Consider the following 23,439-nt stretch of genomic DNA (forward strand, 5'->3'; position numbering starts at 1 on the left):
TTGTGCAAGCCAGAGCGTTTAGAATGGGTTTATGCGGGATCTGTTCTTTCAGCGCAGAGAAGGATCGCGCCAGACCTCCTGTCCCCGGAACAGGGTCAGAAGGACGCGGGTGGCAGAAATCCGCGCGGGCGCACAGCTGAAAATATCCTGATCCGTCACGATCAGATCGGCAGAAAAACCCGGAGAGAGCCGGCCGCTATAGTCGTCACGCCAGGAGGCGCGGGCGGCGTTAATCGTATAGCCCGCTACACATTCGGTCACACTGAGCGCCTGAGCAGGAAGGAAGGGCGGGCCGGGATGATCCTGGGCGCGTGGCTGGCGGGTAATGGCGGTTTCGATGATCTCGAACGGGTTCAGGGTCGAGACCGGCCAGTCCGACGACATGGCGAAACTGGCTCCCAGATTCACCATGTCGCGAAACGCATAAGTCTGCGACAGGCGCGCGGGCCCGATCATGTCGAGCGCGATATCGGGGATCTTCGGGTCGAATCGCGCCCAGAGCGGCTGAATATTCGCCATTGCGAGCCGCGCGAGGCGGGGGAAATCGGCGGGGGCCACCAGTTGCAGATGAGTGATCTGGTGGCAGGCGGGCCAGGGTCCATTGGCGGCCAGCGCCGCTTCCAGCCCGTCCAGCGCGCGGGCGCAGGCGGCATCGCCAATCACATGGACATGGATCTGAAAGCGCGCGGCATCCAGTGCTGTCATCAGCGCCAGCGTCTGATCATGGCGGAACATGCAGGGCGCAGTGCCGCCCTCTGCATCGGCATAGGGGACGAGGCAGGCGGCGGTTCGGTTCTCGAACACGCCGTCCATGAAGAACTTCGCGGCATTGATGTGGAAATCGGGGCCTGGATGGGCGGTGCGCAATGCGCTCAGCCGTGCCAGTGCGGTTTCCGGCGTATCGGCCTCGGAGACATGGGCCGCCCCGGCGACGCGCAGGGTGAGGAGGTTTTCGCGCGCGGCACGGGCATAGATCCGCGCCTCGATCGCGGTGATTTTGGCGTCGATCACGCCGGTGATGCCATGGCGATTGGCATGGGCCTGGCCTGCCATCAGCCCGGCGAACAGCTGGTCATCGGTGAAACCGGGCAGGCGTTCCAGCGCCCAGGGGATCGCTTCTTCATGCAACATGCCGGTGGCCTGGCCGGTCGCATCCCGCAGGATATGGCCATTGGGCGGATCGTTTGTGTCATCGGTGATCCCGGCGATCACCAGCGCGGCAGAGTTGAAACAGGCGGAGTGGAAGCTGGAATCATAGATCAGCGCCGGGCGGGAACCGGTCAGCGGATCAAGCCAGGTAGTGGTCAGGTTGTGATCGCCGAAAAGCCCGGGCTGCCAGCCTGCACCGACCAGCAAAGGCAGGTCGGGATGAACTGCGGCATGGCTGCGGATCAGCTGTGCCAGCATGTCGAGGTCTTCGGCCTCGTAAAGCTGTGCGGCGGTGGCGAGATCGGTGCCGCCGGAGAGAAGATGGGTATGGGCATCCTGAAACCCCGGCAGGACGAGCCGCCCGCCAAGATCGGTGATCCGTGCTCGGGGGTGGGCGAGGGCGGCGATGTCATCGCCTCCGACGGCTGCGATAATGCCGTCGCGGATCAGGATCGCGCGCGCCTGCGGCAAAGCCGGGTCCATCGTATGGATGCGGCCATTGATCAGGAGGTGGTCACTCATAAAGGCTCCAGTCGCTGGCCGGCAGCACATGGGCGGGCTGGTCGACATCGCGGGTCCAGGCGAAGAGGCTGAGGAAGGGCAGGGCCCCGGTCAGGGTCGCATGCGGCTTTAACGCCGGGTTCCAGACCGGCTGCAGCGCGGGAAGCGTGCGGAAGACTCCGTCAGGGGTGAAACGCCAGCGATGCGGGCCGGTGAGCGGCAGGTAAAGCTCGGGCGCGGGATGGGCATGATCGCGGTAGAGAATGCCGGGCGCGACAATGAAAAGGCCAAGGTCGAAATCGCTGGCTGTCCAGGGCGCGGCCGCGCCGATCAGCGAGCAAAAGGCATGCGAGCGCGCAAAATGTGGCCCGATCTGATCGGGCGGATAGGCGTCATAGGTGATCCAGGTCAGATCCCCGGTCGCGGCGGCGATGGCGGCGGCCAGTGTCGGGTCGATGGTTTTTGCGGCCTCCAATGCGGTATCCATATGGGTTTCGACCACCAGGTTTGCGCGCCCGGGGCGTGGGTCTGGCTTTTGCAGCAGGGCGGGGGCGAGAAGCGTTCGGGTCTCGGCAATCCCCGGGCCGGAAAGGGCGGCAAGGCAGCGGTCTGTCTCGGCCATGAGATGCGCGAGGCGGGCGGCGGCATCGGGCGCGGGCGGGGCGGGTGGCGCGAGCCCGCGATCCGCCATGACGCGGAACGGCTCGACGGCATCGGCGGTGGCCGCCTCGCGGTAAGCCTCGAGCTGGGCGGTGCTCAGCGCGCCGGTTGCGTGGAGCGCCATCGCCGCGCCGTAGCGGCGGCGCCCGGAGCCGGGCGGGCCGGCGGGCTCAGTCAGCGCAAGCCAGAGCACGCTGGTTCTGAGATCCATCATCCGTTGGCCCTGTACGCGAGCCGCTCCTCAGCGAGGCGGCGCCTTTCGGCCCGGCTCATCAGCCAGCCGGCAATGGCGACACAGATCCCCACAATCACCACGATCAGCGTGGCGAGCGCGTTGATATCGGGCGTGACGCCCAGCTTGACCTTGGACCAGATCAGCAAAGGCAGCGTGGTCGATCCCGGCCCCATCACGAAGGTGGTGATCACCACATCATCAAGCGAGATGGTGAAGGCCAGCAGCCAGCCCGACAGCAGCGCGGGCGAGATCACCGGCAGGGTCACGTCCTTCAACACCTGCCAGGGGCGCGAGCCGAGATCCATCGCGGCCTCTTCGATCGAGCGGTCCATCTGAATCATCCGCGAATGGACCACGGTGGTGACGAACACCATCGAGAAGGTGATATGCGCCAGCGTGATCGTGGTGAACCCGCGCTGCCCCGGCCAGCCGATCCAATTCGCAAGCAGCGTGAAAAAGATCAGGAGCGAGATGCCGGTGATCACCTCGGGCATGATCAGGGGGGCGGTGACCATGCCGGAAAACGCGGTGCGGCCCCGGAATTTGCGAAACCGCGCCAGCGTGATCCCGGCCATGGCACCAAGCACCGTCGCGACCGAGGCCGAGATCAGCGCGATCTGCAACGAAAGCCAGAGCGCGGCGCCGATCTGGCGATTGGAAAACAGCGAGACATACCATTTGGTTGAGAACCCGCCCCAGACCGTCACCAGCCGGCTTTCGTTGAAGGAATAGATGATCATCGAGAGGATCGGGATGTAGAAAAAGGCGAACCCAAAGCACATCACGGTGATCAGAAAGACGGGGCGGCGGGTCATGGGCGCTCCTCCGCCCGGCCCTCGGCTTTTTGCTGATAGCGCGAATAAAGCATGGTCGGCCCGACCATCAGGATCAGAAGCGCCACGGCGACGGTCGAGGCCATGGGCCAGTCCCTGACCTGCGCGAATTCATCCGAGATGATGCGGCCGATCATCGGCGAAGAGGGGTTGCCGACGAGGGCGGGGATCACCAGCTCTCCCGCTGCCGGGATGAAAACGAGCATGGCGCCCGCGATGATGCCCGGTATCGATTGCGGCAGGGTGACATCGCGGAAGACCTGGAAAGGCCTTGAGCCGAGATCCATCGCGGCCTCGTCCAGCACCGGATCGAGCCGTTCGAGATTGGCGTAAAGCGGCAGGATCATGAAGGGCAGGTAGCAATAGACCATGACGAGAACCACCGCGAAATTGCTGTTCATCATCGGGATCGAGGTCAGCGCGTAAGATTGCGGGGTGAGGAGATTCCAGATGTCGGTCAGGAGCCCGTTGAACCAGGAATTCCGCCCCATCATCCCCATCCAGGCGTAGACGCGCAGCAGGAACGAGGTCCAGAAGGGCAGGATCACCAGCATCAGAAGAATATTGCGCCAGGATTTCGAAACCCGCGTAAGGCCGAGCGCCATCGGATAGCCGATCAGCAGGCAGATCACCGTGGCGACGGCGGCATTCAGCAGCGAGGTGATAAAGGCGCGGATATAGAGGGTTTCGGTGAAAAGCCGCGTATAGCCTTCAAAATTAAGGATCGGGTTCTCGCCGCCATAGCCAAAAGGCGGCGCGGTGGGGGTGCGGGTCGCGAGGCTCATCGCCACAACAATCAGGAAGGGGATCAGGAAGAAGACGATCAGCCAGAGATAGGGGATGCCGATGATCAGATCGCGCCAGCCGCGGCGGTGGAACCAGGAGGCGAGGGATTTCATGGCAGGCCTCGTGTTCTGGGGCTCGCGGGGGGGGGCTGCCTGCCCCCCGCACCCCCCGGGAGTATTTGTGTCAGGAGGAAGGGGGCGGCTTTTCGCATAGCGTCAATCCGTCAGGAGGATGGCTGAGGCAGGCTCGAAGGACAGCCAGACGCGGTCGTCCCAGTCGGCGGGGCGTCCGGATTCCGAGGCGCGCCGCGCATTGACCGTATGGACCGAGATCAGATCGCCCCCCGGCAGGATCACCCGGTAGAGGCTGTCCTTGCCGAAATAGGCGAGGTCTTTCACCTGACCTTCGACCACATTGACGGCATCGGGGCATGTTTTCGAGATGGAGACTTTCTCGGGGCGCAGGGCTACGGTGACGTTCTGGCCCTCGGTCAGGCCGGGGAGGGATCGGGCCGCAAAGGTGCCGCCCATGGCGGGGATGTCGATCTCGGTGAGATCGCCGGTCAGGCGGATGACGCGGGCCGGATAGGTCGAGATCGCGCCGATAAAGCCGGCAACAAAGCGGGAATTGGGGTATTCGTAAATCTGGTTCGCCGGACCGACCTGTTTGACCTCGCCCTTATCCATCACCGCGATACGGTCGGCGAGGGTCATCGCCTCTTCCTGATCATGGGTGACCACGACAAAAGTGACGCCGGTATTCTGCTGGATCGACATCAGTTCGAACTGGGTATGTTCGCGCAGTTTTTTGTCGAGCGCCGCGAGCGGCTCGTCGAGCAAAAGCACCTTGGGCTGCCGCGCCAGCGCGCGGGCCAGGGCCACGCGCTGGCGTTGTCCGCCGGAAATCTGATGCGGTTTCCTTTTGGCGAAAGGCGTCAGCTGTACCAGCGCCAGCATCTCTTCGACCCGGGCGGCACGCCGGGCGGCGGTCATTTTTTCGTGCTTCAGCCCATAGGCGATGTTTCTTTCGACGCTCATATGCGGAAAGATCGCATAGCTCTGGAACATCATATGGACCGGGCGATCCCAGGGCGGCGTATTGGCCATATCCTGGCCATCGATAAAGATACGCCCCGATGTCGGGGTTTCGAAGCCCGCCAGCATCCGCAAAAGCGTGGTCTTGCCGCAGCCGGAGCCGCCGAGCAGGGCGAAGATCTCGCCCTTGCCAATGGTCAGACTGACGTCACGCACCGCCTCGAACTGGCCAAAGCGTTTGGAGACGCCCTCGATACGGATGAAAGGGGCGTTTTCCGACAGGACAGGCTCTGACATGACGGGCCTCGCCTCAACTGCCACTCTTGATCGTCTGCCAGGCGCGGTTCAGGTCGCGCTCCTGGTCTTCGGTCATCGGGCGTGTGGTGAAGAGGCGCGAGAGGGTCTCGTCATCGGGATAGATCGCCGGGTCGCTGGCGATTGCGGGATCGACCAGCGGCGTCGCCGCCTTATTGGCATTGGCATAGCCGGTGAAATTGGTGCAGGCCGCCGCCACTTCGGGCCGCAACAGATAATCGAGCAATATGTAGGCATTTTCCACATTCGGCGCATCGGCCGGAATGCCCCAGAGATCGAACCAGGCCGGCGCGCCGGTTTCGGGAACGAAATAGGCCAGCTCCATTTCGATCCCGGCTTCGGCGGCGCGAGCCTTGGCGACAGCGTAATCACCGGACCAGGAATTGATCACGCAAAGCTCGCCATTGGGGATCGCGTTGAGGTAATTCGCATTGTCAAATGTGGTAATATATTTCCGGATCGGCGCAAAAGCCTCGGTCATTTTCGCATATTCGGCGGGGCCGGCAGTATTGGGGTCGAGGCCCAGATATTTCAGCATCATATAGCCGGCATCGCTTGGGCTATCGAGAACCGAGATGCCGCAATCGGCCAGTTTCGACGCATTCCCGGGCTTGAACAGAACATCAAGGCTGTTCAGATCAGCATCCGGCAGCCGCGCGCGTACCATCTGCATATTGTAGGCCATACCGACCGATCCCCACATATAGGGGACGCCATGGACCTGCCCGGGATCGTAATCTTCGATGATCCTCAGGATGTCGGGGTCGAGATTGCTCCATCCCGGCAATTTGGAGCGGTCGAGTTTCTGATAGACACCGGCCGCCACCATCCGCGGATAGGACATGCCCGATTGCAGCACGAGGTCATAACCGGTGCCGCTGACCAGCATTTTGGCATCCACCTCTTCGGCGCTGGCATAAAGGTCATAGGTGACCGAGATTCCGGTTTCGGCCTCGAAATCGGCAATTGTGGTTTCGCCGATATAATCCGACCAGTTATAGACATTGACTGAGCCGGCGCTCGCGCGGGCCGGGCGGATGAAGGGCGCAGACAGCGGCCCGGCAAGAACGGCACCGGAAAGGGCGGTAAGTGCGTGGCGACGGGTCAGCTTCATCTTAGTCTCCCTGGCGTTTTATTGTCTGATTTTTAAGAAAGCCTATGCCCGGCTTGCCTTTGCACAAAGCAAATCCTTGTTGAGGGCGCGCATTTCACCCTCTGCGGGTGCGGCGCTGCGGGTCATCACCGGAAGCAGGCGGCGCAGCTGATCATGATGGCGGCGCAACCCGTATTCGAGGTCCGAGAGGTGGAAGCCTTCGAAATTTTCAGACCGCATTGATTCGTTCGACCAGATCGACAGCTGCTGATCTTCGGCCGAGGTGTCGCGGTCGATCCGCTGCGCGAGATAGCGGGCGACGCGGGTCTGGCGGTCTTCATCGGCCAGGCGATACTGGCGGCCGGTCAGGAGCGTTTTGCCCGGTGACAGCGGCAGGTCATGGTAGAATTGCGCGCTTTCCGGCGTGAAGGCGATCACCGTATTGGGAAAGAGGCCGTAATAGGCCCAGTTCCGTCGCAGATGCGGCGGCAGATCTGCACGCTGCGGCGAATGCCTGACATAGTTCTTCACCGACCAGCTCCGGCCCGGGCGGTCGCCGTAAAAGCCGTAACTGATATGCAGGCCGCCGGGCAGGTAAAGGTCGCGGTAATCGCGGCCATAAAGATCCTGCAAAGACGGATGGGCGAGGGCGACGTGATAGCCCTCATTGTCCACATCGCGCACCGATTTCCAGTTCACTGCAAGCTCCGCCGACCAGCCGGAGATATCGAGCGGCATCAGTCTCTCGGCCCCCCAGTCGGCGAAATCGGACGCATAGGGCGCAAGGAGGTCACGCACCGCCGGCTGAGGTCCGGGGCGAAAGCGCAGGAACAGGAAGCCTGCGAAAATCTCCAGCTCCAGCGGTTTCAGCCCGAAGGCGGATTTGTCCAGGCCATCGCCGAAGGTTTCGGGGCGCGAGACGCCACGAAGCGTGCCGTCAAGGTTATAGACCCAGCCATGGAAGGGGCAGACCAGCGCGCCCCGGCACTTGCCCTGCGCGCCATCCACCACCCGCGCGCCGCGATGGCGGCAGAGGTTCATGAAGGCGCGGACCTCGCCCTCCTGGCCCCGGATGATCACTGCACGCTCGCCCAGAAGGTCAAAGGAGAGCCAGTCGCCCGGTGCCGGGATGTCGGAGATATGGCCCGCGACCTGCCAGTGGGTCAGAAAAATCTCTTCACGTTCCAGATCGAACAGGGCCTGGGAATGATAGGTCCAGGCGGGCAATCCGCGCCGGTCCCAGCCTGTCGGGATCGGGTCAGAGCGCAGCGGAGTATCGGGAAATATGGTCATGCAGCCCCCCTCTTGCCGCCGGTCGCCATGGCCGCCAGCACCCATTGGTGGAAACGGTGGATCTCATATTCTTCGGGCATCAGCGTGCCGCGCGTGAAGGCGGGCGAGGCGATGCCGCGCTGGTTCATTTCGGAGGCGGCGCCGTCCTGCTCCATCACCAGTTTCGCGAAAGCCGCGATGGCAGCGGCGTCAAAACCGGGCTGTGCCAGTGTTTCGGGTGGGAAATACCACTCCGCCACCAGCCTTGTGCGGGTGGGCGAGACCGGCTCCAGCCGCACGGCGCGGACATAATCGACATGCGCGACGATATAGGTCGAGGGCCAGAGTGTGACGAAGGTATAGCCGCGCGCGCGTTCCTCAGGTGTCAGCCCGGGAAAGACCGGCCCGCAGGGCGCGCCCGAAGGTGTCCAGCTTTCTGCCCCTGCTTTGAGGTTCGGGCTGACGGGCCGATCCGGCGTCCAGTCCCGCGCCTCATTCGCGCCCATGATGCCCTGGCGGTAGACCGGCACCATGTCGCAGAGTTCGGGATGGATGCCGGGGCAGTGGAGGCATTCCGAGTAATTCTCCCAGAATGCCTTCCAGTTGCAGTCGAGGTCCGAGACCCAGCGATGCCCGGTGACAAGCCCCGCCATTGGCCAGTTGTCATAGGTTTCCAGCGGCATATCGGCAGTCAGCGGGCCGGGATCGGAGGCGAGGTTCAGGAAGATGAAGCCGTTCCAGATCTGCACGGCGACCGGCTTGAGCGCGTGGTCTTCCTTGCGGAAATCCGAGGTTGGCACGGCATGGGCGGTCGAGACAAGTCGCCCGTCTTTGGCGGCATAGGCCCAGGCGTGATAGGGGCACGTGATCAGCTTGCTGAAGGACCGCTCTTCCCCCTCGCGACACAGTTCAGACCCGCGATGGCGACAGCTGTTGTGAAAGGCCGAGACGCTGCCGTCAGGCGCCCGCGCCAGCAGAACCGGGGCTTCTCCCACTCTGGTTCCGCGCATGGTGCCGGCGGGCAGATCGGCCAGTCGCCCGATCATCACCCATTCGTGCGCGAAAATCGTCTCCATTTCCCGGGCGAACCACTCGGGAGCGATCCAGGCGGCGCGGGGGAGCGTTTCGGGGCAATGGCTGAGGCGGGGGCTGTCGGGATGGGGGCTTTGGGCGATGTCATGCGGCATCAGAACCTCCCCGGTGGGGTGGCACGGCGGCGTTCGGGGGCGAAAAACGGTCGGGTGGTTTTGGTAACGGGCAGCATAAGCTTTTGATATTGCAGCTCGCGCAGCGCGTAGATTTCGACCCAGAGATACTCGCAACTGGCATGACGCGCCTCGACCTGGGCGATGGCGATGTTGCGTTTTAATGTCGGAGACCAGCAGGCGGCGGTGATGAACCCCGCCTCGCGGCGCTTGTCGAAGTAGAGGATCGCGCCCTCGGCACTGATATTACCGGGGATGTCGAGCCCGACCAGAGCCCATCGCGATGATCTTCCGTCGCGCTCGGCCATCAGGGCGCGGCGCCCGGTGAAATGCCCTTTATCCCAGGCGATCATCCAGTCGAGGCCGATTTCGAACGGCGAGCGCGCCCGGTCTTCGCGCACCGCATGCTGGACAGGGACGAAATCCATGCCGGTGGTGATGAACCCGGCCTCGAGCCGCGCCAGCATCACCGCCTCGGACCCGACCGGTATCAGCCCGTAAAGCCCGCCCGCCTGCATCAGGTGATCCCAGAGCGGCAAAGCGAGATCGGGGCTGATCCAGAGCTCATAGCCCAGATCGCCGGTAAATCCGGTGCGCGAAATCATCACCTCGCCGGACCGGAACGGGAAAGTCGCCAGCCGGAAGGGTTTCAGCGCCTGGATGTCAAACCCGGCCTGAGCCAGCACGGTCGCCGAAACCGGCCCCTGCAGCGCCAGCGCGGCGAGATCTTCGGTCTCGTCCCGGAGCCGCACCTCCAGACCCCAGGCGCTGTCGAGCAGCCAGGGCAGGTGGCGTTCCTGGCAGCACAGCCGGAAATCATCAGGCCCAAGGCGAAAGACGGTGCCATCATCCATCACCTTGCCCAGATCGTCACACCAGGCGGTATAATGCACCTGACCCACCGCCAGCCGCCCCACATCGCGCAGCGTCAGGCGGTTGAGATAGACCACCGCATCCGGCCCGGTGATGCGGTATTTCACCATGGGCGAGATATCATACAGCGTCGCCGCATTGCGGATCGCGGTATGTTCCATGGTGCTGTCGCCGAAACAGGTGGCGGTCATGTAACCGGCCCAGGGCGCCCAGCCCTGTAAGCGGTTCGCGGCTTCGGTGCGCGGATGGAACGGGGTCTGCGCCAGCGGGGTGGTGAAATGAGTCAATGCGCTCATGCTTTCGCCTCCAGCACGGCGTCGGCGGCGTTCCGGCCGGAGGCGCCCGACATGCCGCCCGGATGGGTTCCTGCGCCGGTGAGCCAGAGCCCTTTCAGCGGTGTTGCATAGCGCGACAGCGGCGCGATCGGGCGGTTGAACAGCATCTGTTCAACCGCCAGCTCGCCATGATGCCAGTTGCCACCCGCCATGCCGAACTGTCGTTCGATATCATAGGGCATCAGGATCCCGGCGCGGGTGATCAGCGCGCTGATCCCTGGCGCCGCCTCCTCCAGCCGCGCGATGCAGGCCTTGAGCATCGCCTCACGCGCCGCGTCTTCGCCCGCCCTTAGCGCATGGGGGGCGAATTGCACATTGGCCGACAGAAGATGCGGGCCAGTGCCGCCGGAAAACGCCGTGGGGATCACGACTTCCATCACCGGGCGGTCAGGCACCTCGCCATATTTGACCGGGTTGAAGGCGGTTTCAACCTCATGCTCATCTGCGGACAGCAGCAGGCGGGAGCGCAGGTCGGCGCCCTGAAAATCCGGGCGGGCGGAAAGCGCGAGATGCAGTTTTGCGGTGCCGCCCCGCGATTTCTGATGGCGCAAAGCGGTGACAAGGCCGGTGTCGAAATGCTCTGTGCCAGCGAGGGACAGGATCGTCGCCTTTGGCCCGATCGCCGAGACCACCACCGGCGCGCCAAGGGTTTCGCCGCTGTGAAGGATCACGCCGGTGACGCGATCATCGGCGATGCTGATCCGGCTGACGCGGGAATTGCTGCGCAGCGAAACACCTGCTGCGGTCGCTGCATTTGTCATGGCCATCGCCAGCGCGGGCATCCCGCCTTTGGGTAGCCCGAGTGCCCCCTTACGTCCCGCGATTTCTCCGGCCAGCCGATCCAGAAGCAAAATCAGTGTATTGGGAGAGCGCGGTCCCGCCCAGGTGCCCAGCACGGCATCGAAACACAGGGCGGCGCGCAACCGGGGATCTGTCAGTTCATCCTGAGCCACATCATGGGCGTTGATCAGGATCACCCGCAGCAATTCGCGAAAATCCTTCGTGCCGAGCGCGCGGATACCGATCAGGTTCTTTGCAAGCCTGGCCCAGGAATTGCCGCCGGCCTGCAGGCGCGGCGGCGCCATCCGGCGGAAAGGCTCCAGCGCGGCAGCAAAGGAGAGGAGGCGCTGGTAAAGCGCCTTCCAGATCGCCGCGTCAGGGCCCTCGGTCAGTGGCCCCCGGATCACCAGGTTGCCGTCGCGCCCGATCACTGTGGTCGCAATATCTGTGGCCTCCCATGTGAGGCCGTGGCGCGACAGATCCATCGCGGCCTCGACCCTCGGGTCGATCTGCCAGACGAGATGCGCCAGCGAAGGCGTCAGGCCGGGCGCCAGATCCGGAAGCGCACGGATGCCGCCACCGGGCGTGGCCTCGGCCTCGATCAGCGTCACCTTGCGGCCTTTCGATGCCAGTCGATGGGCGCAGGCCAGACCATTCGGCCCTGCCCCGATGACGATCACATCACGATCAAAGGACGGGCCAGGCATCGCTCATATCCTTTGGAGAGAGTTTCGCATCGCGCAGGATTTCCGACGCCGCATTGCGCCCCGGCGCGCCCATCACGCCACCGCCGGGATGGGTCGAAGACCCACAGATCCAGAGATCACGAACGGGGGTTCGGTAATTGGCATATCCCGGCACCGGCCGGTTGAAGAGCAGCTGGTCAAAGGTCAGCTCGCCCTGGAAGATATTGCCCTCGGTCAGCCCGACTTCGGCCTCCAGCTCACGCGGGGTGCGGATCTCGACATGTCGGACGAGGTTTCTGAAACCGGGTGCATAACGCTCGATCTGGTTCAGACAGGCTTCGCCGAAAGCATCGCGATCGGCATCGGTCCAGTCGCGGCCCCCCTCTGCCAGGCCTCCGATCTTTGGCGGCGCATATTGCACGAAGCACGACATGAAATGCTTGCCCGGCGGCGTCATGGTCGGGTCGATCATGGTGGGGATCATCACATCCTGGAACGGGTCGCGCGAGAAATGCCCGGCCTTCCAGTCGTCATAGGCGCGTTCCATCTTTTCGATGGAATCGGTGAAATGCAGATCACCTTTGATCGCGGGTGACCCCTCGGGAAGCGCGGTGAATTTCGGGGCGGCGTCCAGCGCGATGTTCAGCTTGCCCGAGGAGCCGCGCGTTTTGAACTTCTTCACCGAGGCGAGATAATCGCCGGGAAGCTCGCGCTCCTCGACATGTTTCAGCATGGTGCGTTTGACATCCATGTTCGAGATCACGCGCTTTGCCCGGATCTCATCGCCGTTCTCCAGCATAACGCCGATGGAACGCCCGTTCTTCACCAGCACCCGGGCGACCGGTGCGCCGGTGCGGATCTCGCCGCCCGAGGCCTGCAAGGACGACGACAGCGCTTTGGTGATCGACCCCATGCCGCCGCGCGCGAATCCCCAGGCGCCAATATTGCCATCCACATCGCCCATATAGTGATGCAAGAGCACATAGGCCGAGCCGGGCGACATCGGACCGAGCGCGGTGCCGATGATTGCGGAAACCGCGAGATAGGCTTTGATCACAGGGCTTTCAAAATAGTGGTCGAGGTAATCCGAGATCGACATGGTCCAGAAGCGGACCATGTCAGCAATCTGGCGTTCCGACAGGCCCGAGACCTGTTTGCCGATGAACAGCAGCTCTCCGATGTCGCGCGGGCGGAACCGCGCCGGGTCCGGCGGGGTGCGCAGAAGCATCGGGCGGATGAAACGGCAATAGCGCAGCACGTCGCGGGAATAGGCATCATAGGCCTCGGCATCGCGGGCCGAGTGGCGGGCGAATTCGCGGCGGTTCGCATCATGGTCGCGATACATGCCGAGGTAGCCGCCGCCCTCCTGGAACACCGCGCCACCCTCATAGGGCAGGATCTGCAACCCGTGGCGCGGCAGTTCAAGGTCGCGCATGATCTCGGGGCGGAAGAGGGATGCGACATAGGAGCAGTTGGAATAGGTGAAGCCGGGGGTCAGTTCGCGCGAGACGGCGGCCCCGCCAACCCAGTCGTTTTTCTCGATGACGAGCACCTTCATCCCGGCGCGGGCGAGGTAGCAGGCGGTGACCAGCCCGTTATGCCCGGCACCAAGGATCAGGGCGTCATATGTCATTCGGCGGCGTCCAGCTTGCCTTCCGCCTGGTCGCGCAGCGTCAGGTCAACGGCTGTTTCCACCGCGCGGATGGTGTCGGTGTAGCAGGTCTCGTCCAGGCCATGCGCCTCACACATGAACCAGGGCTCGCGCGAGTCGGGCTCCACGATGATGTTCAGATCATGCAGGTACCAGGCCATGCGGTCGTAGAAGGAGTAATCCGAGGTCTTCCAGGCGCGGTAATTGTCCGGTGGTTCGGGCGCGAAGAAGATGCCGAACATCGAGGGATGGCCCGAGAAACTATGCGTGATGCCGCGTGACGAGAGGATTTCGGAAATGCCGGCCTTCAGCCGGGTGCCGTAATTTGCCAGCGTTTCAAGCGCCGGGGTTTCATCAAGGATGCGCAGCGTTTCCTCGGCGGCGGCGAGGCTGACGGAATGGGCGGTATAGGTGCCGCCATGCGACGCGCCGCCATAGCGGAAGGTGCGCATGATATCCTCGCGCCCCGCGACCAGCGAGATCGGATAGCCATTGGCGACCGCTTTCGCGAAGGTGGTGATATCGGGCGTGACGCCCAGGATGCCCTGGATACCGCCCTTGCCGACGCGAAAGCCGGTTTTCACCTCATCAATGATCAGCAACACGCCATATTGGTCGCAGAGCTTGCGGGCGAGCTGCACATAGTCTTTTCGGGCCGAGATGCCGCAGCAATTGCCCTGGATCGGCTCGATCAGCATCGCGGCCAGATCATCGCCATGGCGGCGGAAGGTGTCTTCCAGCCGCTGCATATCGTTCATCGGCACCAGATGGGCGAGTTGTTTGACGGTATTCGGGATGCCCTGGCCATAGGGCACGATCTCGGGATCGCTGTTCGATTTCGCGTCCCATTCATCCATATTCGCCATCCACATGGCAGCATCGAACAACCCGTGATAGCCGCCCTCGACCAGCAGATAGCTCTCGCGCCCCGTATAGGCGCGGGCGAGACGCAGCGCGGACATCACGGCTTCGGTGCCGGAATTGGAGAACCGCACCAGTTCGGCCGCCGGAACCATTTTCGAGATGCGTTCGGCCACGGCCAGCTCGCGCTCGGTCGAGAGCGCAAAGACGCCGCCTACCTCCATCCCCCGCTTTGCGGCGGCATCGACCCGGTCGTCTGCATAGCCGAGGATCGCCGGGCCGTAGCCCAGCCGGTAATCAACGTAATTATTGCCGTCGATATCCCAGGTCCGGCCGCCTTTGCCGTGATCGACATAGATCGTTCGCTCGTCACCCCAGTATCGGAAGGTCGAGGCCACCCCCAGCGGCAGCTTGTTCAGCGCCTTTTGGAAATGGGCGTTGGACTTTTCCAGCTTGCGGTGCGGCGCGGTGGTCATGGCGTAAACCTGTTCCTGTTGCGGCTCTCCAAACTGTCGAATTATTTTGACTGAACTGTCAATCAGAATCTGAAATCGCTTTTACCGGGCAGGTTTTTCAGGCAAGACTGGCCGCGAACGGAGACGCAGATGGCCGCAATCGAGCAGACCGATACCCCAGAATCCGGGACCCCTGATTCCCAGCCCCGCAAGATGCCGCGCGATGCCCGGCGCGTGCAGCTGATCGAGGCGACGATCGAGACCATCGCACGTTTTGGCTATTCCAGGACGACGATGTCCGAGGTGGCACGGATGGCCGGCCTTTCGCATGGGCTCGTGAATTTCCACTTCCAGACCAAGGAAAACCTGCTCTCGGAAACGCTGCTCTATCTGTCCGCGGAATACCGGCAGAACTGGAGCGGGGCGGTCGAGGCGGCGGGGCCAGGGGCGGCGGAACAGCTTTATGCCATGCTGGCGGCTGATTTCCGGCCCGAGATCTGCACGCCGGGGCGGCTGGCGGCCTGGTGTTCGTTCTGGGGCGAGACCTCGGGGAGGCCGCTTTACCAGGAGAAATGCGGCTCAAACGACGAGCAGTATAACCAGTATCTGGAAGAGCTCTGCCGTCGGATGAATGAGGATCATGGCTATATGGTCGATCCGACCCGCACGGCGCGGGTTCTCCGGGTCACGACCGAGGGTGTCTGGCTCGATATGATGACGATGCAGTCACCTTATGATGCAAGCGAAGCGCTGGCGACACTGATGGTCTGTGTCACCGCATTTTTCCCGCGCCATTTCAGCGTGGAAGGTCTGGTCGCGGAAGGTCTGGTCAGGGCAGTTCCGCAATAATCGCACGGGCCGCGGCTGCCGGATCGGCACTGGCCCAGATCGGGCGGCCCACCACGATATGATCGGCGCCGTCGCGGATCGCGGCCCCGGGCGTGGCGATGCGCTTCTGATCACCGGTTGCAGCCCCTGCCGGACGCACGCCGGGGGTGACGATCAGCTTGCCAACGGCCTCGGGAAGCGCGCGGATCCGCGCCGCCTCCTGCGGGCTCGCGATGACGCCATCGGCGCCGGCGGCGAGCGCCCGCGCCGCACGTTCGACGGTGATGTCATGGATGTCGCCGGGCAGGATCATATTCGCATCCAGATCGCCCCGGTCGAGCGAGGTCAGCACCGTCACCGCGAGGATCTTCAGATCGGTTCCTGACTTGCCTTCTGCGGCCGCCCGCACCACCTGCGGGTCGCCATGGACGGTGAGGAAATCGAGGCCAAGCCCGGCAATCCCCTTCACCGCATTCTCGATGGTCTGGCCGATGTCAAAAAGCTTGAGGTCGAGGAACACCCGCTTTTCGCGCTCATTCTTCAGTTCCAGTGCAAGTGCCAGGCCACCGCCGGTCAGCATTCCAAGCCCGATCTTGTAGAAATCGACCGCATCGCCCAGCCGGTCGGCCAGGGCGAGGCCCGCCACCACATTCGGCACATCCATCGCGACGATCAGGCGGTCATCCATCGGGCTTCTCCGGAGCTGTAAAGCGGGGGGCTGCAAAGGGGTTTCGGCCCCTCTCTCACGCGCGCGCGCATTTGACAAGGGAAGCACCGCGCGAATGGGCAGCACCGTTAAGCCGCTGTTCACCGAAGGCGGGGCTTGATTGACAGACAGGGTTAATGACGCGACTTTGGCGGAAATATCCGAAGGCAGGCATATGGACATCACGATTACCGTCGAGCGCCCCGAGGACGGGCCGGGCTCGGGCCCGATCCAGGTGGGCTGGTTCCTGACCAAAGACAAGAATGCGGTGCTTTACGATCCGCCGGAGCGGGTGATGTTTCGCCAGCAAAACCGCAGCCATGCCAAAAGTGCCGCGCGTTGCCCAGGGGTGATCCAGCTGGAAAGCCGGTATTTCATGGTGAAATGCCCGTTTGACCTGCAGATCGGCTTTGGCCGCGACAAGGATGGCCGCGCGGTGCTGATCAACCGGCTTGGGAGCGCGAGCCCGGTCCGGGGGAACAAGCTTAATGAGATGCTGACCCTCGTGAATGAGGCAGAATGGCGCTATCCGGACCGCCCGACGATCCAGCTTTCGCTGCCCTACTGTTTCATCGCGGATGAGCTGGTCTATCTGACGCAGCTGTCGCCTTTCATGCATTACCGCCCCGATCCGCTGCCGGGCACCATTTTTGGCGGGCGGTTCCCGATCTCGGTCTGGCCGCGCCCGCTGATGTGGGCGTTCGAATGGCATGAGCCGCAGAAAGACCTCGTGCTGCGCCGGGGCGAGCCCTTGTTCTATGTGCAATTCGAGGGGATGGATCCGTCCCGCGCGGTGCAGGTCATCGCAGCCGAACGCACGGCCGAGCTTGACACTTATATCGACCAGATCGGCGGCGCGGTGAATTACGTCAACCAGACCTTTGGCCTCTTTAAGGCGGCTGAGGCGCTGAGGCCGAAGAAGCTTCTGACGCCAAAGGTGCGCGAGTGATCTCGGTCCTCGAAACCATCACCCCCGACGGGCAGGTGACGGAAGTGCTGCGCCATCAGGGGTGTGAAGGGCAGGAGCGGCTGGAAGCGCCGAACTGGTCGCTCGATGGATCATCTGGCGCCACCTGGTTTCTGGTCAATGCCGGGGGGCGCCTCTGGCATGTGCCTGCGCAGTCGCCCCGGCTGGAACCGATCGGCACCGGGATCGCGGGGCGCTGCAACAATGATCATGGTTTCACCCGTGATGGCCGGATCCTGTTTGGCAGCCATTACGAGGCCGAGGGCGCGCAGATCTATGCGGTGCCCGTGGCCGGGATCGGGGCCGGTCAGGCGCCGGAGAAAGTGTCCTCTGCGACTCCGAGTTGGTGGCACGGGCTTTCTCCCGATGGTCTGACCATGACCTATCCGGCGGCGCGGGGCGAAAAGCGTCAGATCGATATATACCGCCGCGCCCTGGCGGGCGGGCCTGAGACCCGGCTGACCGAAGCCGCAGGCCATAATGACGGGCCGGATTTCAGTCATGACGGGGCGCGGATTTACTGGAACAGCGACCGCTCAGGCCATGCGCAGATCTGGGTGATGGCGGCGGATGGCGGCAATCAGCGCCAGCTTTTCCACGATGACCGGGTGAACTGGTTCCCGCATCCCTCGCCCTGTGGGCGCTGGCTGTGCTGGCTGTCCTATCCGCCCGGGACCGAAGGGCATCCCGCCGATCTGCCGGTGCGTCTGATGATTTCTGATGCAGATGGCGGGGATCGTCGGGTCCTGCGTGAAATAACCGGGGGCCAGGGGACGATCAATGTGCCGTCCTGGGCGCCGGATGGCAGCGCTTTTGCCTATATCCGCTACGAACCCTGAGCGGTTGATCTGTGCTGCTACTACGTTCGCGCGCCGGGCCTCAGGCCGGGCTCAGCGCGTCCTCATCCCGGTCAGAGTCGCGCGGGGGCTCGGGAATGATCAGCGCATCATCGCTCAGGCAGGGGGCAAGCCGGTAGGGATCGGCCCAGACCGAGACATGGATCTCGGGCGGCCCGGATGTGGCGAGATGTTCGGGCGTCAGCACCACGATCCTCAGCCGCAACATCAGCCCCTCGATCAGTGCCGGGGCCAGAATACGTTCGGCCACCGGCCCGAGATGACCGAGATAGCTCATCCGCCTGACCGGAATGATCCCCATGAGCCGACGCCTGACCATCGCATAAATCCCGACCCGCCCATCGGGCAAAAGCCGCGCTTCGGCCATATCGCCCATGCAGATCCCGGCGCGGCCGATATGAACGGCGATGCCTTCGACGGGCACCTGCGGCAGAATGGCTTCGAGTCTCTCGGTCATGCTCTTATCCTCTTTTGCTGTAACAGTGCCTGTGCCAGGCGCATGGGGACAAGGTCTGGCGTCGCTCTCGCAGAAGCGCGCGACGAAAGCCGCCGAAATCTCCGCCGCGCTTCGGCGGAAAATGGCCCCGCCAGAGCGTGGGATTTTTTCGCCGGGGTGCCCCCGGACGGCTTGAACCCAGCACCGCGCCGCCCCAGATTGAGAGGCGAAGGCCGGGGGTGGATGTGCCTTTTCAGGGCATCCGCAAAGATCGGCGCTTATGAAAAGGAGAGACCGATGAACATTGAAAAGTTCACGGAACGGTCGCGCGGTTTTATCCAGGCGGCCCAGACCATTGCGATGCGGGAAAGCCACCAGCGTGTGCTGCCCGATCACCTGCTGAAAGCCCTGATGGATGATGACCAGGGCCTGGCCTCCAACCTCATCCGCCGGGCCGGTGGCGCGCCTGAGCGCGTCAATGAGGCGGTGAATGCCGCCATCCAGAAACTGCCGAAAGTGACCGGCGGTGACGGTCAGACCTATATCGATCCGCAACTTGTCCGCGTGCTGGATGAGGCGGAAGAGGTTGCCAAAAAGGCGGGCGACAGTTTCGTGCCGGTCGAGCGGATGCTGACCGCGCTCGCGCTGGTGAACACCCGTGCGAAAGATGCGCTGACGGCAGGTGCCGTGACGGCCCAGGGTCTGAACGCCGCGATCAATGATATTCGCAAGGGTCGGACGGCTGATTCTGCCTCGTCGGAAGACACGATGGAGGCGCTGAAGAAATACGCCCGCGACCTGACCGAGGCGGCCTCCCAGGGCAAGATCGACCCGATCATCGGCCGCGATGACGAGATCCGCCGCGCCATGCAGGTTTTGTCACGTCGCACCAAGAACAACCCGGTGCTGATCGGGGAGCCCGGTGTCGGTAAGACGGCCATCGCCGAGGGCCTCGCTTTGCGCATCATCGACGGCGATGTGCCGGAGAGCCTGCGCAATAAAAAGCTGATGGCGCTGGATATGGGCGCGCTGATCGCCGGGGCGAAATATCGCGGTGAGTTCGAGGAGCGGCTGAAGGCCATCCTGAAAGAGATCGAGGCTGCCGCCGGCGAGATCATCCTTTTTATCGACGAGCTGCATGTGCTTGTTGGCGCCGGCAAGTCCGACGGCGCAATGGATGCCGCCAACCTGATCAAGCCTGCGCTTGCCCGGGGGGAGCTGCATTGCGTCGGGGCGACCACGCTTGATGAATACCGCAAATATATCGAGAAAGACGCGGCTCTGGCCCGGCGCTTCCAGCCAGTGCTGGTGAAAGAGCCGACCGTCGAGGACACGATCTCGATCCTGCGCGGCATCAAGGAGAAATACGAGCTCCATCACGGGGTGAAGATCACCGACTCGGCTCTGGTCGCGGCGGCCCAGCTGTCGCATCGCTATATCACCGACCGCTTCCTGCCGGATAAGGCGATCGACCTTGTCGATGAGGCATCGGCACGGCTGCGGATGGAAGTCGACAGCAAGCCCGAAGAACTCGATGCGCTGGATCGTCAGATCCTGCAGCTGACCATCGAGGCCGAAGCGCTGAAGAAAGAAGAGGATGTGGCGTCGAAAGACCGGCTGGACAAGCTGGAGCTGGAACTTGCCAATCTGAAAGACCATTCCGCCGAGATGACCGCGAAATGGCAGGCCGAGCGCGACAATCTGAACAAGGCCCGCGATCTCAAGGAACAGCTTGACCGCGCCCGGGCAGAGCTTGACCAGGCCAAACGCGAAAGCAATTTCGCCAAAGCGGGCGAGCTGCAATATGGCACCATCCCCGAGCTGGAAAAGCAGCTTGGCGAGGCGGAGGGCCGGGAAGGCGAGGCTCTGGTCTCGGAATCGGTGCGCCCCGAGCAGATCGCCGAAGTGGTCGAGCGCTGGACCGGTATCCCCACCACCAAGATGCTGGAGGGAGAGAAAGAGAAGCTCCTGAAGATGGAGGAGGAGCTCGGGAAACGGGTGATTGGCCAGCGTCAGGCGGTGGAAGCGGTGTCGAAAGCCGTGCGCCGTGCGCGGGCAGGGCTCTCGGATGAGAATAAGCCTTTGGGCTCGTTCCTGTTCCTTGGCCCGACCGGCGTGGGCAAAACCGAGCTGACCAAGGCTCTGGCCGAATATCTCTTTGACGATGACAATGCGATGGTCCGCATCGATATGTCGGAATTTATGGAGAAACACTCGGTCGCGCGGCTGATCGGTGCCCCTCCGGGCTATGTCGGCTATGACGAGGGCGGTGTGCTGACCGAAGCCGTGCGGCGCCGGCCCTATCAGGTCGTCTTGTTCGACGAGGTCGAGAAGGCACATCCGGATGTGTTCAACGTGCTGTTGCAGGTGCTGGATGACGGGCGGCTGACCGATGGTCAGGGGCGTGTGGTCGATTTCAAACAGACGCTGATCATCCTGACCTCGAACCTTGGCGCACGGGCTTTGTCTGAACTGCCGGATGGCGCGGACACGTCGAGGGCGAAGGCCGAGGTGATGGAAGCGGTGCGGCTGCATTTCCGCCCCGAATTCCTCAACCGGCTGGATGAGATGATCATCTTTGACCGCCTGGGCCGTGCCGATATGTCCGGTATCGTTTCGATCCAGCTGAAACGGCTGGAGAAACGTCTGGCGGATCGCAAGATCACGCTGGAGCTGGACGAAATGGCCAGGGATTGGCTGGCCGAGGAGGGCTATGACCCGGTCTTTGGCGCCCGCCCGCTGAAACGGGTGATCCAGCGGCAATTGCAGGATCCGCTGGCCGAGATGCTCCTGGGGGGGGAGATCCTCGACGGCTCGATCGTGCATGTCACGGCCTCGGATGAAGGGCTGCAGGTGGGCGACCGCGTCGTCGCCTCGAACCGGACGCGGCCGGGCGGGACGCAGGTTCACTGAACCAGAATGGGGCGGCAGGGAAACCTTGCCGCCTTTTCCTGTCGTCGGAAGCCTCCGGCGGGGATATTTAAGGACAGATGAAAGCCGGAATTCCACCGGATAGGGCCGCCGCTCTCTTATCTGTGTGTGGAGTTTCGCGCCTTCTGTGTCAGGGTGCGGGGTAAGCCCGGGTTCTGATCCGGGTCTGCCGTGGAGGAGATGAGCATGACCGCGAAGACACCGAACTCTCTGCGCTGGTCCGATGTCACGCCGCGCGCGACCTGGATCAACCGGCGCAGGTTGCTGGCCGGGGCGATGGCGGGCGCGGTCCTGCCTGCAATCGCCCGGGCCGACCCTGGCCGCTATTCGACCGACCTGGCCCCGAACACGCTGAAAGAGATCACCAACTACAACAACTTTTATGAATTCGGGTGGAACAAGGATGATCCCGCCGCCTATGCCGGGGCGCTGACGACTGATCCATGGTCGGTTTCGATTGGCGGGATGGTGGACCGGCCCGGCAGCTATGATCTGGCCGATCTGGTCAAGGGGCAGGCCATTGAAGAGCGGATCTACCGGTTTCGCTGTGTCGAGGCCTGGTCGATGGTCATCCCCTGGCAGGGCTTTCAGCTGTCCGGTCTGCTGGACCGGGTCGGTGTGCAGCCTGGCGCAAAATATGTGACCTTCGAGACACTCTACCGCCCCGAAGAAATGCCCGGACAGCGGGGCGGTGGCATCAGCTGGCCCTATGTCGAGGGGTTGCGGCTGGATGAGGCGATGAATCCGCTGACGATCCTCGCGACCGGGCTTTATGGCGAGGATCTGCCGAAACAGAATGGCGCACCGATCCGTCTGGTGGTGCCGTGGAAATACGGGTTCAAGTCGATCAAGAGCATCGTGAAGATCAAACTGACCGACAAGCAACCGCGCACGACCTGGCAGGAATTGCAGCCCTCGGAATATGGCTTCTACGCCAATGTGAACCCGGGCGTGGATCATCCGCGCTGGAGTCAGGCCACCGAGCGGCGCATCGGGGCCGGCCTGTTTGGCGGCCGGGAAGAAACCTTTATGTTCAATGGCTATGGTGAGGAGGTTGCCTCGCTCTATAGCGGCATGGATCTCGCGGTGAACTATTGACGCCGCTTGCTGACGGGCTGAACAGGCTGTCTCGGCGCCTGCCGGAATGGGGTGTCTGGATCCTCGGGCTGGTGCCGCTTGTCTGGCTGGCGGGGCAGGTGGTCTCGGGAAGCGTGCTGGTCGATCCGGTCAAAGCGATTGAACATGATCTCGGCAAGACCGGGCTTTGGCTTCTGTTCATCTGTCTGGCGATACCGCCGCTGCGCGCCCTGACCGGAGTGAACCTGATCCGGCATCGCCGGGCGGTCGGGCTGCTGGCCTTTTTCTACATAGCACTGCATCTCATGGCCTGGATCTGGCTGGATATGGGGCTGCTGATCGGCCAGGCGCTCGCTGATCTGGTCCGGCGCCCCTATCTGTTCATGGGGATCGCAGCCTTCCTGATGCTGGTGCCGCTGGCCGTGACATCGAATGCGGCTTCGATCCGCCGGATGGGGCGCAACTGGCGCAGGCTGCATCTGCTGATCTGGCCTGCGACCATTCTCGCCGTGCTGCATTACCTCTGGCAGATGAAGATCATCCGTACGGAAGGCTGGATCTGGGCGGGCATTCTGGGCGGGTTGCTGATCTGGAGGCTGGGCCACGCAAAGCTTCGCGCCAGGCGGTGACCGTTCCGGGAGGGATTCGCGGCGCATCACCTCACCACTGATCTAAATTGCTTCATTGCGACGGGTCGCGCAATATTCTTCCGTAGTATGCGGATCTGGTTCTGGGAGTGCCCGGGAGGCGCGAAATAGTTCACACCTTAATCACCTTGTTTTGCAGGAGTTTCGCAAGGGTTTGGCAAAGTTTTTGTGACTTCAGTGAAAAAGGCACTTGCGGGTTTGTTTTGTGGGGCCTAGATACCGCCTCACCGAAACGGAACGGTTGGCGGAACGAAGCGGCCTGAAGC

20 protein-coding genes are annotated in these 23,439 nt (G+C 63.1%); 6 read left to right on the plus strand and 14 right to left on the minus strand.

Going from position 1 to position 23,439, the window contains the following annotated elements:
- Positions 1 to 48: 48 nt before the first annotated feature.
- The 12 genes from AC4FS3_RS02875 to AC4FS3_RS02930 form a co-directional block, all read right to left on the minus strand.
- A complete protein-coding gene (locus AC4FS3_RS02875) occupies positions 49 to 1,671 on the minus strand; it encodes an amidohydrolase (RefSeq protein WP_491019277.1) in 1,623 nt (540 codons plus the stop codon).
- Complete coding sequence (locus AC4FS3_RS02880) at positions 1,664 to 2,524, minus strand: dimethylsulfonioproprionate lyase family protein (RefSeq protein ID WP_491019278.1); 861 nt, start codon at positions 2,522 to 2,524, stop codon at positions 1,664 to 1,666. The genes AC4FS3_RS02875 and AC4FS3_RS02880 overlap by 8 nt, the downstream gene beginning before the upstream one ends.
- Positions 2,521 to 3,360, minus strand: a complete 840-nt coding sequence (locus AC4FS3_RS02885) for an ABC transporter permease subunit (protein WP_491019279.1) — start codon at positions 3,358 to 3,360, stop codon at positions 2,521 to 2,523. Before AC4FS3_RS02885 ends, AC4FS3_RS02880 begins: the two co-directional genes overlap by 4 nt.
- Positions 3,357 to 4,277 (minus strand): ABC transporter permease, encoded by a 921-nt coding sequence (locus tag AC4FS3_RS02890; RefSeq protein ID WP_491019280.1) that lies wholly within the window; start codon positions 4,275 to 4,277, stop codon positions 3,357 to 3,359. Before AC4FS3_RS02890 ends, AC4FS3_RS02885 begins: the two co-directional genes overlap by 4 nt.
- 102 nt (positions 4,278 to 4,379) lie before the next feature.
- Positions 4,380 to 5,495 (minus strand): ABC transporter ATP-binding protein, encoded by a 1,116-nt coding sequence (locus AC4FS3_RS02895; protein ID WP_491019281.1) that lies wholly within the window; start codon positions 5,493 to 5,495, stop codon positions 4,380 to 4,382.
- A gap of 13 nt (positions 5,496 to 5,508) precedes the next feature.
- Positions 5,509 to 6,627 carry a polyamine ABC transporter substrate-binding protein gene (locus AC4FS3_RS02900; protein ID WP_491019282.1) on the minus strand — a complete coding sequence of 373 codons (1,119 nt, stop codon included), beginning with the start codon at positions 6,625 to 6,627 and terminating at the stop codon, positions 5,509 to 5,511.
- 42 nt (positions 6,628 to 6,669) lie between these two features.
- Positions 6,670 to 7,899 carry an aromatic ring-hydroxylating oxygenase subunit alpha gene (locus tag AC4FS3_RS02905; RefSeq protein WP_491019283.1) on the minus strand — a complete coding sequence of 410 codons (1,230 nt, stop codon included), beginning with the start codon at positions 7,897 to 7,899 and terminating at the stop codon, positions 6,670 to 6,672.
- Positions 7,896 to 9,065, minus strand: a complete 1,170-nt coding sequence (locus AC4FS3_RS02910) for an aromatic ring-hydroxylating oxygenase subunit alpha (protein ID WP_491019284.1) — start codon at positions 9,063 to 9,065, stop codon at positions 7,896 to 7,898. The genes AC4FS3_RS02905 and AC4FS3_RS02910 overlap by 4 nt, the downstream gene beginning before the upstream one ends.
- On the minus strand, positions 9,065 to 10,252 hold the full coding sequence (locus tag AC4FS3_RS02915) for an aminomethyl transferase family protein (RefSeq protein WP_491019285.1): 1,188 nt from the start codon (positions 10,250 to 10,252) through the stop codon (positions 9,065 to 9,067). Before AC4FS3_RS02915 ends, AC4FS3_RS02910 begins: the two co-directional genes overlap by 1 nt.
- Positions 10,249 to 11,778: a phytoene desaturase family protein gene (locus AC4FS3_RS02920; RefSeq protein WP_491019286.1), complete on the minus strand. Its 1,530-nt coding sequence runs from the start codon at positions 11,776 to 11,778 to the stop codon at positions 10,249 to 10,251. The genes AC4FS3_RS02915 and AC4FS3_RS02920 overlap by 4 nt, the downstream gene beginning before the upstream one ends.
- Positions 11,759 to 13,390 (minus strand): phytoene desaturase family protein, encoded by a 1,632-nt coding sequence (locus tag AC4FS3_RS02925; RefSeq protein ID WP_491019287.1) that lies wholly within the window; start codon positions 13,388 to 13,390, stop codon positions 11,759 to 11,761. The genes AC4FS3_RS02920 and AC4FS3_RS02925 overlap by 20 nt, the downstream gene beginning before the upstream one ends.
- Positions 13,387 to 14,745, minus strand: a complete 1,359-nt coding sequence (locus tag AC4FS3_RS02930) for an aspartate aminotransferase family protein (RefSeq protein ID WP_491019288.1) — start codon at positions 14,743 to 14,745, stop codon at positions 13,387 to 13,389. The genes AC4FS3_RS02925 and AC4FS3_RS02930 overlap by 4 nt, the downstream gene beginning before the upstream one ends.
- Before the next feature lie 129 nt (positions 14,746 to 14,874).
- Here AC4FS3_RS02930 and AC4FS3_RS02935 point away from each other — a divergent pair, with 129 nt between their 5' ends.
- Entirely contained in the window at positions 14,875 to 15,573 is a 699-nt protein-coding gene (locus tag AC4FS3_RS02935; protein ID WP_491019289.1) for a TetR family transcriptional regulator, read from the plus strand.
- Here AC4FS3_RS02935 and pyrF read toward each other — a convergent pair.
- A complete protein-coding gene (gene pyrF, locus AC4FS3_RS02940; RefSeq protein ID WP_283176392.1) occupies positions 15,554 to 16,240 on the minus strand; it encodes an orotidine-5'-phosphate decarboxylase in 687 nt (228 codons plus the stop codon). The genes AC4FS3_RS02935 and pyrF overlap by 20 nt on opposite strands.
- A gap of 193 nt (positions 16,241 to 16,433) precedes the next feature.
- Here pyrF and AC4FS3_RS02945 point away from each other — a divergent pair, with 193 nt between their 5' ends.
- Positions 16,434 to 17,207, plus strand: a complete 774-nt coding sequence (locus tag AC4FS3_RS02945) for a hypothetical protein (protein ID WP_491019290.1) — start codon at positions 16,434 to 16,436, stop codon at positions 17,205 to 17,207.
- Positions 17,204 to 18,064, plus strand: coding sequence for a TolB family protein (locus tag AC4FS3_RS02950; protein ID WP_491019291.1), 861 nt, complete (start codon positions 17,204 to 17,206; stop codon positions 18,062 to 18,064). Before AC4FS3_RS02945 ends, AC4FS3_RS02950 begins: the two co-directional genes overlap by 4 nt.
- 40 nt (positions 18,065 to 18,104) lie before the next feature.
- On the opposite strand, the gene AC4FS3_RS02955 is transcribed toward AC4FS3_RS02950, so the two are convergent.
- Positions 18,105 to 18,539, minus strand: coding sequence for a hypothetical protein (locus AC4FS3_RS02955; protein ID WP_249496338.1), 435 nt, complete (start codon positions 18,537 to 18,539; stop codon positions 18,105 to 18,107).
- 276 nt (positions 18,540 to 18,815) lie between these two features.
- On the opposite strand from AC4FS3_RS02955, the gene clpB reads away from it, so the two are divergent.
- The 3 genes from clpB to msrQ all read left to right on the plus strand — a co-directional run bounded on the left by clpB (position 18,816) and on the right by msrQ (position 23,155).
- Positions 18,816 to 21,431, plus strand: coding sequence for an ATP-dependent chaperone ClpB (gene clpB, locus AC4FS3_RS02960; protein ID WP_491019292.1), 2,616 nt, complete (start codon positions 18,816 to 18,818; stop codon positions 21,429 to 21,431).
- Positions 21,432 to 21,635: 204 nt separating this feature from the next.
- Entirely contained in the window at positions 21,636 to 22,547 is a 912-nt protein-coding gene (gene msrP / locus AC4FS3_RS02965) for a protein-methionine-sulfoxide reductase catalytic subunit MsrP (RefSeq protein WP_491019293.1), read from the plus strand.
- On the plus strand, positions 22,544 to 23,155 hold the full coding sequence (gene msrQ, locus AC4FS3_RS02970; RefSeq protein ID WP_491019294.1) for a protein-methionine-sulfoxide reductase heme-binding subunit MsrQ: 612 nt from the start codon (positions 22,544 to 22,546) through the stop codon (positions 23,153 to 23,155). Before msrP ends, msrQ begins: the two co-directional genes overlap by 4 nt.
- Positions 23,156 to 23,439: the final 284 nt, after the last annotated feature.

Source organism: Pseudogemmobacter sp. TB195 (assembly GCF_058313095.1).

Coding starts and splice junctions, on each gene's coding strand:
- AC4FS3_RS02915 (WP_491019285.1), bottom strand. CDS start 10,252: ATGAGCGCATTGACTCATTTCACCACCCCGCTGGCGCAGACCCCGTTC.
- msrP (WP_491019293.1), top strand. CDS start 21,636: ATGACCGCGAAGACACCGAACTCTCTGCGCTGGTCCGATGTCACGCCG.
- clpB (WP_491019292.1), top strand. CDS start 18,816: ATGAACATTGAAAAGTTCACGGAACGGTCGCGCGGTTTTATCCAGGCG.
- AC4FS3_RS02890 (WP_491019280.1), bottom strand. CDS start 4,277: ATGAAATCCCTCGCCTCCTGGTTCCACCGCCGCGGCTGGCGCGATCTG.
- AC4FS3_RS02875 (WP_491019277.1), bottom strand. CDS start 1,671: ATGAGTGACCACCTCCTGATCAATGGCCGCATCCATACGATGGACCCG.
- AC4FS3_RS02935 (WP_491019289.1), top strand. CDS start 14,875: ATGGCCGCAATCGAGCAGACCGATACCCCAGAATCCGGGACCCCTGAT.
- AC4FS3_RS02925 (WP_491019287.1), bottom strand. CDS start 13,390: ATGACATATGACGCCCTGATCCTTGGTGCCGGGCATAACGGGCTGGTC.
- AC4FS3_RS02905 (WP_491019283.1), bottom strand. CDS start 7,899: ATGACCATATTTCCCGATACTCCGCTGCGCTCTGACCCGATCCCGACA.
- AC4FS3_RS02895 (WP_491019281.1), bottom strand. CDS start 5,495: ATGTCAGAGCCTGTCCTGTCGGAAAACGCCCCTTTCATCCGTATCGAG.
- AC4FS3_RS02955 (WP_249496338.1), bottom strand. CDS start 18,539: ATGACCGAGAGACTCGAAGCCATTCTGCCGCAGGTGCCCGTCGAAGGC.
- AC4FS3_RS02900 (WP_491019282.1), bottom strand. CDS start 6,627: ATGAAGCTGACCCGTCGCCACGCACTTACCGCCCTTTCCGGTGCCGTT.
- pyrF (WP_283176392.1), bottom strand. CDS start 16,240: ATGGATGACCGCCTGATCGTCGCGATGGATGTGCCGAATGTGGTGGCG.
- AC4FS3_RS02930 (WP_491019288.1), bottom strand. CDS start 14,745: ATGACCACCGCGCCGCACCGCAAGCTGGAAAAGTCCAACGCCCATTTC.
- AC4FS3_RS02945 (WP_491019290.1), top strand. CDS start 16,434: ATGGACATCACGATTACCGTCGAGCGCCCCGAGGACGGGCCGGGCTCG.
- AC4FS3_RS02880 (WP_491019278.1), bottom strand. CDS start 2,524: ATGATGGATCTCAGAACCAGCGTGCTCTGGCTTGCGCTGACTGAGCCC.
- AC4FS3_RS02920 (WP_491019286.1), bottom strand. CDS start 11,778: ATGCCTGGCCCGTCCTTTGATCGTGATGTGATCGTCATCGGGGCAGGG.
- AC4FS3_RS02910 (WP_491019284.1), bottom strand. CDS start 9,065: ATGCCGCATGACATCGCCCAAAGCCCCCATCCCGACAGCCCCCGCCTC.
- AC4FS3_RS02885 (WP_491019279.1), bottom strand. CDS start 3,360: ATGACCCGCCGCCCCGTCTTTCTGATCACCGTGATGTGCTTTGGGTTC.